Here is a 14,757-nt window from a genome sequence, read left to right as displayed (position 1 = left end):
CGCGTGCTCAGGAAATCTCGAACAGACCGTTACGGATTGGCCCCACCTCCAGGCGCGCACGAATGTCATCATCAATGCGTGGATCATCCGGCCGGTACAGCCTGACCTGACGGTAGGCGTTGATACGGTTGATTTCCGGCCCCAAGTACTCCCAGACCACCCTGGTGCAGGCCGGGGTACGTCGATCGCCGCTGGAGACGCCAGTCTTCAGCCCGTTGAGACGGGTAATACGACTCTTGAAGCTGGGGATAAGGATGGTCTGGCTCATCTCGTTGACCGTCAGTGACTCGTAGTCGATCAGAAACAGACGATCCTGCAACTGGAACGCTGCCCCCAGGTAACGACAACGCACCCAGTCTTCGGACTGGACATCGGTGCTGCTGGTACGCTCCTGACGTTCCTGGCGCTCGAACAGGAACGTGCCCCGTTCCTCACGCAAATGCACCAGCGACAACAAGATCAAACCCGGTACCGACATGCAGTTGGAGTACTCAAAGTAGTAACCGCAGTACCGCGACAGGTTACCGGCATGCTCACGCAAAGGCCGGAGCAATTCGGCAAGCGGATCTTCCTGCCCGACACCGGGTAATACCGTGACGCGTGCACCGATCAGGCGGGCGAACTGCTCCGGTGGCAACCCCAACTCGTAATCCTCGACACCGAAGAAGTCACCGATGCGCTTGAGGTTGTAGGGCGTCGGTTGGCTCTGACCGCTGAGGTACTTGTTGAACTGCCCGCGGTTGATCGACAACTGTCGGCAAACCTCCGAAATAGAACGGTAGTGGCTGCACGCCAACTTGAGGTTTACACCCAGGTTTTCACTCATTGACGCTTTTCCGATTGATGCTAGCGACGCCAGTTTAGCATCAAGTCGCATCACTTGAGATCAATCCGCGAAATTGTAACCAGGCTTTGCTTGGCCAACCATGCGCGTCATGCCTGCGGCGCATTGTTGCGGTCGTTTGTCTTTCACTTAAACAATAAGAATCGAGGTCTCTTCATGCTTGAAGCGCTCAACGATTTCCTCTCGGGGAAACTCCTCATCGTGCTGATCGTCGGCCTGGGTAGCTACTTCACCTTGCGCTCGCGTTTCGTCCAGTTCCGTCACTTCGGCCACATGTTCAGTGTGTTCAAGGAATCGCTGCGCGGCCAGGCAGGCCAACTGAGTTCGTTCCAGGCCCTGATGCTGAGCCTTGCCGGCCGCGTCGGCGCAGGGAACATCGCCGGTGTCGGCATCGCCGTGACCCTTGGCGGCCCCGGCGCTGTGTTCTGGATGTGGGTGACCGCGCTGGTCGGTATGTCCAGCAGCTTTTTTGAATGCACCCTGGCCCAGGTCTACAAACGGAGCGACGGTGACGGCCTGTACCGCGGTGGCCCGGCGTACTACATCCAGCACGGCCTGAAGCTGCGTTGGATGGCCGTGGTGTTTGCCGTATTGCTGCTGGTGACCTATGGCTTCACCTTCAACGGCCTGCAGTCCTACACCGTGACTCACTCGCTGCAAAACGCCTTTGGCTTTGAACCCCGTCAGACCGGCATTGCCCTGGCAGCCTTGCTCTGCCTGGTGTTCATCGGCGGCATCAAACGCATCGCCTCGGTGTCCGACCTTCTGGTACCGGTCAAGACCCTGGCCTACATCGGTGTCACCCTGTACGTGATCATCACCCAGATCGAGCACGTACCGGCAATGCTGGAAACCATCATCAAGAGCGCCTTTGGCCTCGATCCGGCATTCGGCGGCCTGCTGGGCAGCGCCATCGTCATGGGCGTAAAGCGCGGGGTTTTCGCCAACGAAGCCGGCCTGGGCAGCGCCCCTAACGTCGCCGCTGTCGCGGCCGTGCGCCACCCGGCCGCGCAAGGTGTGGTACAAGCGTTCAGCGTATTCCTCGACACCTTCGTGATCTGCACCTGTACCGCGCTGCTGATCCTGCTCTCGGGCTTCTACACCCCAGGCTTTGAAGGTGATGGTATCGCCCTGACCCAGAACTCGCTGGCCGCAGTCGTCGGTGACTGGGGGCGGCTGTTCGTCAGCGTTGCGTTGTCGCTGTTCGTCTTCACCTGCATCCTCTACAACTACTACCTGGGCGAAACCAGCCTGCAGTTCCTTAGCCGCAACCGTCTGGTGCTGATCGCCTACCGCGCCCTTGTGGTGCTGCTGATCCTGTGGGGTTCGGTGCAAGACCTCTCCACCGTCTTCGCCTTTGCCGACATCACCATGACCTGCCTGGCCTTCGTCAACCTGGCCGCCCTGGTCATGCTGTTCAAGGTCGGCCTGCGGGTGATGCGTGACTATGACGAACAGCGCCGCGCCGGTATCGCGCAACCAGTGTTCGACGCCGCACGCTTCGCCGACCTCGACCTGGACCCGCAAGCCTGGCCCGCTGGCCAACACGCCGACCGTCCAGTACCCGCTGCCCCCCAACTGGCACCGGCACAACGCTAAGTGACCACGCGAAGGTCGCCCCACCCCGGGGCGGCCTTCACGGCCCCTCCCCGTCTCCTTTCATACCGCATTTTTCCATTTGCCTGGACGACTTCCATGCGCGCAGTAAAAAACCTTCTCGTCCTCTATACCGGCGGCACCATCGGCATGCTGCAGACCCCACAGGGTTTGGCACCGGCCAGCGGCTTCGAGGCCCGTCTGCACGATTATCTGCTGGCGCATCCCGAGGTACAGGCACCTGACTGGCGCCTGCTTGAGCTGGAACCGTTGTTGGACAGTGCCAACATGCAGCAAGCAAACTGGCTGGCCATGCGGGACGCTATCGTCAAAGCCGTGGTCGAAGATGGCCACGACGGCGTCCTGTTACTGCACGGCACCGACACCTTGGCCTACAGTGCCGCAGCCCTGTCATTCCTGTTGCTCGGCTTGAACGTTCCGGTAGTGCTGACCGGTTCGATGCTGCCGGCGGGCACACCGAACAGCGATGCCTGGGACAACCTCAGTGGCGCCCTCGGCATCATGGCGTCAGGCATTGAACGTGGCGTACACCTGTTCTTCAATGGCGCGCTGCTGCAGGGTACTCGCGCCAGCAAACTGCGCAGCGAAGCCTTCGACGCGTTCGCCGTACAGCCTCGTCATCGCGAAGGTGTCTGTGCCGACTCACTGCCGGCAACGCTGGACTACCGTCAGCGACGCACGCCGGTCAGGCTCGCAGTACTGCCGCTGTTCCCCGGCCTTCAGGCTGAACAGTTACGAGGCCTGCTCAACAGCGGCATCCAGGGCCTGCTGCTGGAATGCTACGGCAGCGGTACCGGGCCATCCGATGACGCAGCATTGCTGCAGGTGCTGAGCGAGGCGCGTCAGCAAGGCGTATTGCTGGCTGCTATCAGCCAGTGCCCACAAGGCAGCGTACTGTTCGACACCTACGCCGCCGGCAGCCGCCTGCGCGACACCGGCCTGGTATCAGGCGGCGGTATGACCCGGGAAGCGGCCTTGGGCAAACTGTTCGCCCTGCTCGGTGCCGGGCTAAGCGTGGACGAGGCCGAACGCTGGTTCGCCCTGGACCTGTGCGGTGAGCGCGCCGCCTGACTGGCCGCTGGGCACGGGCTTGCGCGAACCTGAGCCCGTCGCCCGCGTAATGGAGTACATTGGCGCTGATGTGATAGGCCAAAGGCCGCATCCTCCCTACTGCGAAGCAAGCGCCATGAGCACACTCGATCTGTTTGAAGGCCTGCAGACACCGACGCAGGCGATAGAATCCCTAGCACAACAGGCCTGCGTATTGCGCGGGTTTGCCCTGCCCTTTGTCGAGGCACTGCTGCCCGCACTGGACTCCATCTGCGCGGCGGCGCCGTTTCGGCACATGGTCACCCCAGGCGGTTTCAGTATGTCCGTGGCCCTGACCAACTGTGGGCGCCTGGGCTGGACAAGCGACCGCAGTGGTTACCGCTACAGCGCGATCGACCCCACCACTGAACAGCCCTGGCCCGCGCTGCCAACCTCGTTTCTGGCGCTGGCGACAGCCGCAGCGGACGCCGCGGGCTTCCCCGATTTCGTACCTGATGCCTGCCTGATCAACCGATATCAACCCGGCGCGCGGATGTCCCTGCATCAGGACAAAGATGAGCGCGACTATGCCTGGCCGATCATCTCCGTCTCTCTAGGCATCCCGGCCACTTTCCTTTTTGGCGGACATCACCGAGCCGACAAGGCCCAGCGTGTGCCACTGTTTCATGGCGATGTGGTGGTCTGGGGCGGTGAAGACCGGTTGCGTTACCATGGTGTGGCGCCCATCAGGGAGGCACTGCATTCGGTACTGGGCGCGCAACGCATCAACCTTACCTTTCGCAAGGCAGGTTGACGAAGGACCGTTTCATCGTATCTCGATGCGCGACTCACGCTGTATACGGAATTCAACCGCAAGAGTCGGAGTGTCTGGTCGCTCGCGGCGGTTTAATGTGCAGCCTGTAGGTCACTGACACCGGGAACAGCATTCATGAACACAGACAAGGACCGCGCCACAGTACCGACCACGCCAGTGGAACAGGACCCTCGCTGGCAAGCGGTACTGGCACGAGACACAAGCGCCCATGAGCGCTTCGTCTATGCCGTACGCACCACCGGTGTGTACTGCCACCCTGGCAGCACCGCACGCTTGCCGCGCCCGGAGAACGTAGAGTTTTTCAGCTCGCCCGAGGACGCCGAGGCGGCCGGCTATCGTCCATCGAAACGTGCCGGGGCTTCGCCCTCCAGCGTGCTGGCCCAGCACACAGCCCAAGTCGCCAGTGCCTGCCGACTGATCGAGACCAGCGCTGAACTTCCCTCTCTCGCTGACCTCGCGGCGTGTGCCGGTTTGAGCCCGTTTCACTTTCATCGGGTGTTCAAGACCGTAACCGGCCTGACCCCAAAAGGCTACGCCAATGCCCACCGCGCACGCCGGGTACGCGAGCAATTGGCCCTTGGCGGCCGGGTCACCGATGCCTTGTATGATGCAGGCTTCAACTCCAACAGCCGTTTCTATGCGGCTTCGGACAACCTGCTCGGCATGCGCCCGAGTGATTACCGCGCCGGCGGCCAGCACCTGGATATCCGCTTTGCCGTGGGTGAATGCTCATTGGGCTCGATTCTGGTGGCGCAGAGTGCACGTGGTATTTGTGCGATTCTCCTGGGCGATGACCCGCAACAGCTGCTGTACGACGTGCAGGACAGATTCCCCAATGCCAATTTCATTGGTGCAGACGCCAACTTCGAGCAACTGATCGCCACCGTGGTTGGCTTTGTCGAAGCCCCGGCCCTTGGTCTGAACCTGCCGTTGGACGTACGCGGCACGGCCTTTCAGGAACGGGTATGGCAGGCCTTGCGCGAGATCCCGGCGGGCACCACCGCCAGCTATGCGCAGATCGCCGAGCGCATTGGCTCACCCAAGGCGGTACGTGCCGTTGCACAGGCCTGCGCCGCGAACACACTGGCCGTCGCGATCCCCTGCCATCGCGTGGTGCGCAGCGACGGCAACCTGTCGGGTTATCGCTGGGGCGTGGAGCGTAAACGCGCCTTGCTGGCGCGTGAAGTCAAGCCCTGATGACCGGCCTCAGGTAACCACCGGTATTACTTCAGAAATTTCTGAAGTGATTATTTCCCTACGCCGATTCCCTCGACCTTGCCCGCTGTCGGAACATCCACCCCACTTATGTCCGCCAAGGCGGGCCCTGTACACGCGTACACAACAACAAGACGTGAGGTTCCCAGTGAGCAACGCCAACCCGGTCAACGCTCGACCGAAAATCGAGGTTCGCTCCATCGACTACGTGCCGCGCACCGAACGCCACGGCAAGGTCTGGCATCAGGCGCCATTCTGGTTTACCGGCAACTTCGTCCTCACCACCATGGTTACGGGTTTCACCGGCCCGGCACTGGGCCTCAGTGCCTTGTACTCGATTCTTGCGATCATCATCGGTGTCTGCTTCGGCACCTTTTTCATGGCCTTTCACGCCAACCAGGGCCCCCGTATGGGCCTGCCGCAGATGATTCAGTCACGCGCCCAGTTCGGTCTCAAAGGCGCCATCGTGCCTTTCGCCGCCGTGGTATTCGTGTACATCGGTTTCAATGTCTTCAACGTCATCCTCGCCACCGACGCCATCAACACCGTACTTCCCGGGCAGCGTGCCCCCTGGTACCTGGGGGTCATCGCCGTTGCCGTGGTGCTGGCAGTGGTAGGTCATGACCTGCTGCACACGGTGCAACGCTGGCTGACCTACGTGATGATCGTGGTGTTCGGCGCCTTGACCGTCAGCGCCGTGATGACCCTGCAGGCTGATGCCGCCCTGGCCAACGCACACTTCTCCTGGGGCGCCTTCCTGGTGCAACTGTCCGCTGCCGCCGGCTACCAGATCAGCTACTCGGTGTATGTATCCGACTACTCACGCTACCTGCCCCACGACACCCCCACCCGCAAGGTGGTGTTCTGGACCTACCTCGGTGCAGCCGGTTCGGCCCTGTGGCTGATGTCGCTTGGCGCTTTCCTGGCCTCGGCCCTGCCGTCGCCGGACGCCATCGGCAGCGTGCGCGAAGTGGGTAATCAGTTCATACCGGGGCTGGGTACCTTTACCGTGCTGATCTCGATACCGGCCCTGGTCGGCATCATGGCCGTGAACTGCTACGGGGCCATGCTCACCAGCATCAGCGCCATCGACAGCTTCCGCAAGGTCACCCCGTCATTGAAGATTCGCGTCACGGGCATCGCAATCATCGCTGCCGTTGTCTTCATCGTTGCGCTGGCAATTCCCGAGAGCTACCTGGGCAGCTTCAACACCTTCATCCTGTTGATGCTGTACTTCCTGGTGCCATGGACGGCAGTGAACCTTGTCGACTTCTACGGCGTGCGCAAGGGTCACTATGTAATCAGCGAGATCTTCAACCCCAATGGCATCTACGGCGCCTGGGGCAAAGCGGGCCTGAGCGCCTACGGTATTGGCCTGCTGGCGATGGTGCCGTTCATGTCACTGAGCTTCTATACCGGTCCTGCTGCCGTAGCCCTCGGCGGTGCCGATATCGCCTTTGCCGTCGGCCTGCTGGTAACCGGGGTGACCTATGCGCGCCTCTGCCGAACCCTGGACCTGAACGCCGAACAACGCCTGCTGGTCGCTAACGACCGCCAGCTTGAGGAAGCCACACGATGAAACCAACCCCCACACGCATCACCGTCGCCTGCTGCCAACTGGCGCCCAGGATCGGCGACCTTGAGCACAATCGGCGCCAGGCGCTGGCCGCCATTCGCGCCGCAGCCCGTCAGGGCGCACAGGTGGTAGTCCTGCCAGAGTTGGTGCAGAGCGGCTACGTCTTCATCGACAAGGCCGAAGCCCTGAGCCTGGCTGAAACCGCCCACGGTGAAACACTGCGTCAATGGTCTGCGCTGGCCACGGAGCTGGATATCGTCATCGTCGGCGGTTTCTGCGAGCGCACAGAACGCGACGAACTGTACAACAGCGCGGCACTGATCGATGCCGACGGCGTGCAGGCCGTGTACCGCAAGACGCACTTGTGGAACGATGAAAAACGCCTCTTCACCCCCGGCAACTGCCCACCACCGGTGGTTGAAACACGCTTTGGCCGCATTGCCGTCATGATCTGTTACGACCTTGAGTTCCCGGAATGGGTGCGGCTGCCGGCGCTGGCCGGCGCTGAACTGCTATGCGCGCCGGTGAACTGGCCGGACGCTCCGCGCCCTGTCGGTGAGCGCCCCGCTGAAGTGGTGCGGGTGCAGGCCAACGCCTCGGTCAACCGACTGTACATCGCTGCCTGCGACCGTAGCGGCACCGAGCGTGGCGTGGACTGGGTCGGTGGTTCGGTAATCGTCGATGCCAACGGCTATCCATTGGCCGGACCACTGCACGATGCTCCGGCCGAGCACACACTGCTCATTGCCAGACTGGACCTTGGCGAGGCCCGCGACAAGCGCATCAGCGCCCTCAATCACGTTCACCAGGACCGACAGCCGGCGCTGTACGACTGAGCACATCGCCCTGGTAACGCCGGCACTGCCTCTATGGTGTCGGCCTTACCGAAACCGCCATCGGCCACCTTGTTGACACCCATCCCTGTGCCACGACAAAACCACTAGAATGACCACCTTGTCGATCAGGTGAACTCATGGATATCGAGCTGGCCAGAACCTTTCTTGAAATTGTCCGCTGCGGCAGCCTGGCGTCGGCCGCCGAGCGGCTGCACGTCACCCAGACCGCTATCACCGCCCGGGTACAGAAGCTCGAGCAACAACTGGCCTGCCAACTGTTCGTGCGCAGCCGCAGTGGCGCCAGCCTCACCGCCGACGGCGAAGCGTTCGTGGTGTATGCCAACCAATTGGTGCAAACCTGGGAAGCCGCCCGCCGCGATCTGCCATTACCCGATGGCTGCCGCCAGGTGCTGCACATGGGGGGCGAAGTCAGCCTGTGCAACCCGCTGATGCTAAATTGGATCAGCGCCCTGCACCAGGCGCTGCCCGACCATGCCGTGCGCTGTGAAGTCAGTGAGCGCAACGCCTTGCTGCGAGAACTTGAGCTGGGTGTACTCGACGCCGTGCTGGTCTACCAGCCGAGCTATGGCCCGGGCCTGCAGGTAGAGCAACTGATGGAAGAAAAACTGATCCGCATCCGCAAGGTCAGCATGCCTGAGCCCTATGTGTACATCGACTGGGGCGACGCGTTCCGCCGCCTGCACGATGCCGCACTGCCCGAGTGCGCCCGCCCGGCATTGAGTTTCAACCTTGGCCCGATGGCCCTGCAGTACATACTTGAACACGGCGGCAGCGGTTACTTCCGCACCCGCGTGGTACAAGCCTACCTCGACAGCGGCGTGTTTGAGCGCGTCCCGCAAGCCCCAGAGTTCACCTACCCCACCTACCTGGTGTATGCCCGCGAGCGCGACTCGGCGGCGCTGCAACAGGCGTTCAGCGTGTTACGCGAAGTCGTCGCCCGCGACAATGACTGGTCACAACGCTGGGACCCGCAGATCTGAGCGCACCGTCGCCACGTTGCTGAGCAACTGACGCTTGAGCGCAGCAATCAGGTCGGTCTGGGTGATCACCCCGACGACCTGCTCACCGTCCAGCACCGGCAGGCAATGCAGGCCCTGCTCACAGAGCAACGGTAGCAGCGTGACCGCCTGCTGTTGACTGCTGACACTGACCACACGCCGACTCATGATCGTCTCAAGCCGCACCGGCTGACGCCGACCAAACAGTGCACGCCAACTGAACCGTTGCTGGGCCATGGCAGGACCAATCAAATCACTCAGGCTGACAATACCGATCAGACGCTTCGTCTCATCGAGTACCGGCAACGCCTTCACATGATGGGCCGACAACTGCTGCCAGGCCTGCTCCAGCGTGGTATCGGGCGTGGCGAACTGGACATCCCGCGACATGACGCGCGCGGCGGTGATACCACCGAGGCTACGCTTCAACGCCTGCTGCTCGGTGGCCACTATGATTCGCTCCAGCTCATCGCGGGTAACATCGACAAATTCACCCAAGGCCTCCAAGGCCTGATCCAGATCATCGCCACTGACCCCTACCCGCTCACTCGGCAACGGGTCGAGGGTGTGGTGCAGGTCTTTGCGCGGCACTGCGGTCTTTGGATAGCGCACCCCGGTTGCCCGGTTGTACAGCACTGCCACCAGCACCAGGCACAACGCGTTGAGCAGCACCGGCTCCAGCACCTGCACACCCAAGGCCGCGAGCGATGGATCGGCCAATGCCAGGCTCACCGCCAATGCCCCGCCGGGTGGATGCAGGCAACGCAACAGGCACATCAGCAAAATGGCCAACACCAAGGCCGAACTGGCGGCCAGCAGCCCGGGGCCAATCCAATGATGCAGCGCCAACGCCACCAGCGTGGCAATGACGTAGCTGCCGATCAGTGGCCACGGCTGTGACAACGCACCGGAATGCACCCCGAACAACAACACGGCCGAGGCCGCCAACGGCCCCAGCAGGTGCAGTGCCACCGCACTGCCGAACAACAGGCTGCATAACCAGCCGGAGATGAACACACCGAGCAAGGCACCGAGACCGGCGCGAAACCATTCTTTTGGGGGGATGTTCAGCGTTGCCGGGGCAAGGCGCTGAAGCCAGTGACTCAGACCACGATTAGCCATGGGACGAGCAAACACCTCTTGATAAAACACGCCCATCCAAGACCGAGCGATCTGCGTGGCAGCAAAACCAGTACGCAAAAGGCTCATGCCTTACGGGTGGAAACCAGGGTTGGGGGGAGAACTCGCGATTGCGGACGGATTTTGAAGGAGATGAACAGCATGGCGGTAATGCAAAAAAATGAGGGGACGCTGCATTTTTTTTGAGGGGTGCACGGTGGTTTGCGCGCACGCATTGCATGATGGGAGAGGAATGAAGGTCAGCGAGATGCCCTGTTCCAGGGCAGATCATGGGCAAACCTGGATTCGATCCACGCCTTGAAAGCAATCACCGTCGCAGATGGAAACCTGGCCGAGGGCCTGACCAGGTAAACACCACCTGCAGCGTCCAATTGCCAGTCCGGCAGAATGTGCAAGAGATGCCCATCGGCAATGTCCCGACTCATCAACCACTCGCCAGCGCCGAGAATGCCAACATCGGCACGGGCCGCGGCCAACAGTGACTCGCTGTCGTTGGCCGTCAGATTTCCCTTGGGGACGACCGTGTGCTGACGGCTGCCGCAATGCAGCCGCCATTGCGGAAAAGACGCCAGCCCACTGAACCGCAGACAATTGTGTGCGCTGAGATCCTGCGGCGTCTCAGGCCAACCATGCCGTTCCACATAGCCAGGCGAGGCGCACAATATGCGGCGGTGCTCACACAACTTCCTGGCGATCAATCGACTGTCTTGCAGCTCACCGATCCGAATCGCGACGTCGAATCCCTCTTCAATGATGTCGACTACACGTTCGCTATAGTCGGCAATGATCGAGACCTGCGGATACGCCTTGAGAAACTCGGGCAGCATGGGGCCAAGCCAGAGCCGGCCCATTGCTGCTGGCAGCGCCAGGCGCAACGTTCCACGGACCTCGGCAGCCCCCTCGCTCGCCTGCTGTTCGGCTTCAACAATGAGCCCAACGGCTGAGCGAAGACGCTGCTCAAGTTTTGCACCGGCATCCGTGATGCGCACCTGCCGTGTAGAGCGCTCTACCAGCCGAACGCCCAGGCGCTTTTCCATTGCAGCCAGTCGCTTGGAAATGACCGTAGGATGACGCTGCAACAGCCGTCCCGCCGCCACAAACGACCCCTGTGACGCCACCGCGAGGAACGCAGCGATTTCATCACTGTGCTGATTGTCCAGAACATCAAGATTCATGGTTTTAGAATGATCGCTCCAGATGAACGTCCGAACTCCAGATCGGCATGAGCCGATGCGGCGTCTGCCAGCGCATAGCGGCCCCAAATACGAGGCGTGATGATACCTGCCTCTACCGCCGACAACACCTCTTGGGCACGCGCCTGGTACTCAGCCGTAGTCGCAGTGTGGGCCGCCAAAGCAGGACGGGTCAAAAACAGCGAGCCTTTGCCATTGAGCGTCGCCACCGCCACGGCTGCGGGAGCGCCTGATGATGCGCCAAAGGACACCATCAGGCCACGTGGCCGCAAGCTGTCCAAAGAGGCGTCGAAGGAAACCCGACCAATCGGGTCGTAGACCACATCGACCTTTTTACCTTGGGTAATACGGGCAACCTCGGTAGCCAGGGTGCGGGGATCGAACACCAACACCTCGTCGCACCCCAGTGCCTGGGCTTTTTCAACGCTGGCAGGCTTTGAAACAACGCCAATGACAGTAGCGCCCAAGTGCTTTGCCCACTGCACCATGATTTCACCCAAGCCACCGGCGACGCCATAAAGTAACATCGTGGTATCCGGCCCTACGGGATAGGTGCTTTTGAGCAAGTAGTGCGCCGTGATGCCCTTGAACATCACCGCAGCCGCGTCATCGAATGACAACGCGTCGGGCATTTTGACCAACCGCTCCGCCGGGTAGAGCCGGGCCGTTGCATAAGCGCCAAGGGGACCGGTTGCATAGGCCACACGATCACCTGCACGTACCGTGCTTACACCCGCTCCGACGCTCAGCACACGACCAGCCCCTTCCAGGCCGAGGCCGGAAGGCAGCGGGATGCTCACGGCGCCGTTGCGCTGGCTGACATCCAGAAAGTTGACGCCAATTGCTTCATGCGCCAGCCACACCTCACCTGGCCCTGGCGTCTGTTCGCTCAGTGTCTCGACTTTCATTACTTCAGGCTGGCCCACCTGGCTAAGCCGGATCACGGATACCATGGTTATCTCCTTGCGGTCAGGAACGTGTTTCAACGGTGTGCCTGATTATGAAAAGCAGCCTCAAATCGAACAAGACGACGCCACTGCAGTTCATTGATGCATCATGTGCAGCAATTACCGTGCATGTGCTTCCGGTTTAATCCCGAATGCCCGGGTTGCAGCCAAGATTTGCCAGAACCTGCCGCTTTGACGAACGCCGTCAACAGCCGTGAGCCGTTACACTGACGCCTTTGCGTCTACAGCACCCGCAACGTGCGCAAGCGCTACCCAGGCTCAACGTGCAAGCCCAGCCCCTGCCGTGCAATGAGAACCAATATGAGACTTCCTGTTCAGACAACTGATATCCCAGCGTCCAACTTCCTGTGTGACGGAGCACCAGCCGCATGATCGAGGTAACCGAGGTTTCCATTGCCGACCTGCGTGCGGCGCTCGAATCCGGGCAAACAACAGCGGTAGCGCTTGTTCAGGCTTACCTCGCCAGGATCGATGCCTATGACGGCCCTGACACACCCACCGCGCTCAATGCGGTTGTGGTTCGCAACCCTGATGCACTCAAGGACGCGCAGGCTTCCGATGCCCGTCGGGCCAGGGGCGAGACCTTGGGTCCACTCGATGGCATCCCCTACACGGCCAAAGACAGTTATCTGGTGAAAGGGCTCACCGCTGCCTCTGGCAGCCCCGCCTTCGCCAACCTGATGGCCTATCGTGATGCGTTCACCATCGAACGGCTGCGCGCCGCTGGCGCGATTTGCCTGGGCAAAACCAATATGCCGCCCATGGCCAACGGTGGCATGCAACGCGGGGTCTACGGCCGCGCGGAAAGCCCTTACAACGCCGACTACCTCACCGCCCCCTTCGCATCGGGCTCATCGAACGGTGCCGGCACTGCCACCGCAGCCAGCTTCGCAGCCTTCGGCCTGGCGGAAGAGACCTGGTCGAGCGGACGCGGCCCGGCCTCGAACAACGGCCTGTGCGCCTACACGCCTTCGCGTGGGGTGATTTCGGTGCGTGGCAACTGGCCGCTGACGCCGACGATGGACGTTGTCGTGCCGTATGCCAGGACCATGGCCGACCTGCTCGAAGTGCTCGATGTGGTGGTTGCAGAGGATCCCGATACGCGGGGTGATCTGTGGCGGATGCAACCCTGGGTGCCGATTCCGAGTGTCGCCTCGGTTCGTCCTGCCAGCTACCCGTCACTGGCGGCGAAGCCTGAGGCTCTTGCTGGCAAGCGGCTCGGTGTCCCGCGCATGTACATCAATGCCGACCCCGAGGCGGGCACCTCTGAGGCGCCCGGTATCGGAGGCCCGACAGGACAACGCATCAACACCCGTCCGTCAGTGATTGCGCTCTGGGAAGACGCACGCAAGGCGCTTGAGGCCGCCGGCGCGGAAGTGATCGAAGTCGATTTCCCGCTGGTCTCCAATTGCGAGGGTGATCGTCCGGGCGCACCAACCGTGTTCACCCGGGGCCTGGTGTCCAAGGAGTTCCTGCATCACGAGTTGTGGGACCTTACGGCGTGGGCGTTCGATGACTTCCTGCAGGCCAACGGTGATCCGAAATTGAACCGTCTGGTCGATGTGGACGGCTCGCTGATTTTTCCGCACGACCCGGGCACCCTGCCCAACCGGGAGGGCGACCTGGCCGCTGGCATGGATGAGTATGTTCGGATGGCCGAGCGCGGCATTACGCCCTGGGACAAGATCCCAACCGTGCCCGATGGGCTACGTGGGCTTGAAAAGACCCGCCAGATCGACCTTGAAGACTGGATGGAACGACTTGGCCTCGATGCGGTGATCTTCCCGACGGTAGCCGACGTTGGGCCGGCAACGGCCGATGTCGATCCGAAAGCCGCAGATATTGCCTGGAGCAACGGTGTCTGGGTCGCTAACGGCAACCTTGCCATCCGCCACCTGGGTGTTCCAACCGTCACTGTACCGATGGGTATCATGGCGGACATCGGTATGCCCGTAGGGCTGACCTTTGCTGGACGAGCCTATGACGACTCGACCCTGCTGCGACTTGCTTGCGCGTTTGAATCGACCGGGACTAAGCGGGTGATCCCTCCTCGTACGCCACCGTTGTCGACTGGCCAGTAACGAAAAGGCCGGGATTGGAGCTGCACAGGCTTCGATCCCGGCCATCATGCCAATGCCAGGAAATACGGCCGCGCACAAACAGGCGCACTACCGGAGACTTCAGGGGTAGGAGTCGGTGACTGGTACAAGAATCGCAGCATGGCGCTTGCCGTCGAGACGATCATGCTCGAGCAGAGCAATACGTGACAACGGAGTCATACCAGAATGAGGATAATGAAAATGGCAGGGGCGGCTGGATTCGAACCAACGCATGGCAGGATCAAAACCTGCTGCCTTACCGCTTGGCGACGCCCCTGTATCTGTTGCGATGAGTGCATGGCACTCACTGTCTGATTCTGCAGCTTGTGGATACCGCCGCTGCAGGAATGTGCGAAATTTATCAACTTTTGCGTTGTATGGGAAGC

At 61.4% G+C, this 14,757-nt stretch carries 12 protein-coding genes and 1 tRNA gene; 8 read left to right on the top strand and 5 right to left on the bottom strand.

Going from position 1 to position 14,757, the window contains the following annotated elements; translation table 11 throughout:
* Positions 1–7 precede the first annotated feature (7 nt).
* Entirely contained in the window at positions 8–826 is an 819-nt protein-coding gene (locus tag IE038_RS05350; RefSeq protein WP_189395264.1) for a helix-turn-helix domain-containing protein, read from the bottom strand.
* A gap of 174 nt (positions 827–1,000) precedes the next feature.
* Here IE038_RS05350 and IE038_RS05345 point away from each other — a divergent pair, with 174 nt between their 5' ends.
* The 7 genes from IE038_RS05345 to IE038_RS05315 all read left to right on the top strand — a co-directional run bounded on the left by IE038_RS05345 (position 1,001) and on the right by IE038_RS05315 (position 8,953).
* Positions 1,001–2,443 carry an alanine/glycine:cation symporter family protein gene (locus IE038_RS05345; RefSeq protein ID WP_163931164.1) on the top strand — a complete coding sequence of 481 codons (1,443 nt, stop codon included), beginning with the start codon at positions 1,001–1,003 and terminating at the stop codon, positions 2,441–2,443.
* A 96-nt stretch (positions 2,444–2,539) separates the two neighbouring features.
* The gene (locus IE038_RS05340; protein ID WP_163931162.1) at positions 2,540–3,532 is read left to right on the top strand and encodes an asparaginase; all 993 of its coding nucleotides are present in this window, start codon (positions 2,540–2,542) and stop codon (positions 3,530–3,532) included.
* A 115-nt stretch (positions 3,533–3,647) separates the two neighbouring features.
* Positions 3,648–4,304, top strand: coding sequence for a DNA oxidative demethylase AlkB (alkB, locus tag IE038_RS05335; RefSeq protein ID WP_163931160.1), 657 nt, complete (start codon positions 3,648–3,650; stop codon positions 4,302–4,304).
* Between the two features lie 135 nt (positions 4,305–4,439).
* The gene (ada, locus tag IE038_RS05330) at positions 4,440–5,522 is read left to right on the top strand and encodes a bifunctional DNA-binding transcriptional regulator/O6-methylguanine-DNA methyltransferase Ada (RefSeq protein ID WP_163931157.1); all 1,083 of its coding nucleotides are present in this window, start codon (positions 4,440–4,442) and stop codon (positions 5,520–5,522) included.
* A 166-nt stretch (positions 5,523–5,688) separates the two neighbouring features.
* Positions 5,689–7,119, top strand: a complete 1,431-nt coding sequence (locus tag IE038_RS05325; protein WP_163931155.1) for a purine-cytosine permease family protein — start codon at positions 5,689–5,691, stop codon at positions 7,117–7,119.
* On the top strand, positions 7,116–7,952 hold the full coding sequence (locus IE038_RS05320; RefSeq protein WP_163931152.1) for a nitrilase family protein: 837 nt from the start codon (positions 7,116–7,118) through the stop codon (positions 7,950–7,952). The genes IE038_RS05325 and IE038_RS05320 overlap by 4 nt, the downstream gene beginning before the upstream one ends.
* Positions 7,953–8,089: 137 nt before the next feature.
* The gene (locus tag IE038_RS05315) at positions 8,090–8,953 is read left to right on the top strand and encodes a LysR family transcriptional regulator (protein ID WP_163931149.1); all 864 of its coding nucleotides are present in this window, start codon (positions 8,090–8,092) and stop codon (positions 8,951–8,953) included.
* On the opposite strand, the gene IE038_RS05310 is transcribed toward IE038_RS05315, so the two are convergent.
* From IE038_RS05310 to IE038_RS05300, 3 genes are all read right to left on the bottom strand, one after another.
* On the bottom strand, positions 8,927–10,093 hold the full coding sequence (locus tag IE038_RS05310) for an HPP family protein (RefSeq protein WP_163931146.1): 1,167 nt from the start codon (positions 10,091–10,093) through the stop codon (positions 8,927–8,929). The two genes, IE038_RS05315 and IE038_RS05310, sit on opposite strands and share 27 nt — an antisense overlap.
* Positions 10,094–10,350: 257 nt before the next feature.
* Entirely contained in the window at positions 10,351–11,286 is a 936-nt protein-coding gene (locus IE038_RS05305; RefSeq protein WP_163931143.1) for a LysR family transcriptional regulator, read from the bottom strand.
* Positions 11,283–12,257, bottom strand: coding sequence for a quinone oxidoreductase family protein (locus IE038_RS05300; protein WP_163931140.1), 975 nt, complete (start codon positions 12,255–12,257; stop codon positions 11,283–11,285). The genes IE038_RS05305 and IE038_RS05300 overlap by 4 nt, the downstream gene beginning before the upstream one ends.
* 383 nt (positions 12,258–12,640) lie before the next feature.
* Between IE038_RS05300 and IE038_RS05295 the strand changes: the two genes are divergently transcribed.
* Positions 12,641–14,353, top strand: coding sequence for an amidase (locus IE038_RS05295; RefSeq protein WP_163931137.1), 1,713 nt, complete (start codon positions 12,641–12,643; stop codon positions 14,351–14,353).
* A 220-nt stretch (positions 14,354–14,573) separates the two neighbouring features.
* Here the strand turns inward: IE038_RS05295 and IE038_RS05290 are convergent.
* Positions 14,574–14,648, bottom strand: a tRNA-Gln gene (locus IE038_RS05290).
* Between the last annotated feature and the right edge of the window lie 109 nt (positions 14,649–14,757).

This window comes from Pseudomonas laurentiana (assembly GCF_014648275.1).
In the GTDB taxonomy this organism is placed as follows: domain Bacteria; phylum Pseudomonadota; class Gammaproteobacteria; order Pseudomonadales; family Pseudomonadaceae; genus Aquipseudomonas; species Aquipseudomonas laurentiana.
This window is presented reverse-complemented; position numbering and strand designations above follow the sequence as displayed.

Bases quoted from the DNA above. Each gene is read 5' to 3' on its own strand.
- IE038_RS05340 (WP_163931162.1), top strand. From the start codon at position 2,540: ATGCGCGCAGTAAAAAACCTTCTCGTCCTCTATACCGGCGGCACCATC.
- IE038_RS05315 (WP_163931149.1), top strand. From the start codon at position 8,090: ATGGATATCGAGCTGGCCAGAACCTTTCTTGAAATTGTCCGCTGCGGC.
- IE038_RS05305 (WP_163931143.1), bottom strand. From the start codon at position 11,286: ATGAATCTTGATGTTCTGGACAATCAGCACAGTGATGAAATCGCTGCG.
- IE038_RS05320 (WP_163931152.1), top strand. From the start codon at position 7,116: ATGAAACCAACCCCCACACGCATCACCGTCGCCTGCTGCCAACTGGCG.
- alkB (WP_163931160.1), top strand. From the start codon at position 3,648: ATGAGCACACTCGATCTGTTTGAAGGCCTGCAGACACCGACGCAGGCG.
- IE038_RS05300 (WP_163931140.1), bottom strand. From the start codon at position 12,257: ATGGTATCCGTGATCCGGCTTAGCCAGGTGGGCCAGCCTGAAGTAATG.
- IE038_RS05295 (WP_163931137.1), top strand. From the start codon at position 12,641: ATGATCGAGGTAACCGAGGTTTCCATTGCCGACCTGCGTGCGGCGCTC.
- IE038_RS05310 (WP_163931146.1), bottom strand. From the start codon at position 10,093: ATGGCTAATCGTGGTCTGAGTCACTGGCTTCAGCGCCTTGCCCCGGCA.
- IE038_RS05345 (WP_163931164.1), top strand. From the start codon at position 1,001: ATGCTTGAAGCGCTCAACGATTTCCTCTCGGGGAAACTCCTCATCGTG.
- IE038_RS05350 (WP_189395264.1), bottom strand. From the start codon at position 826: ATGAGTGAAAACCTGGGTGTAAACCTCAAGTTGGCGTGCAGCCACTAC.
- ada (WP_163931157.1), top strand. From the start codon at position 4,440: ATGAACACAGACAAGGACCGCGCCACAGTACCGACCACGCCAGTGGAA.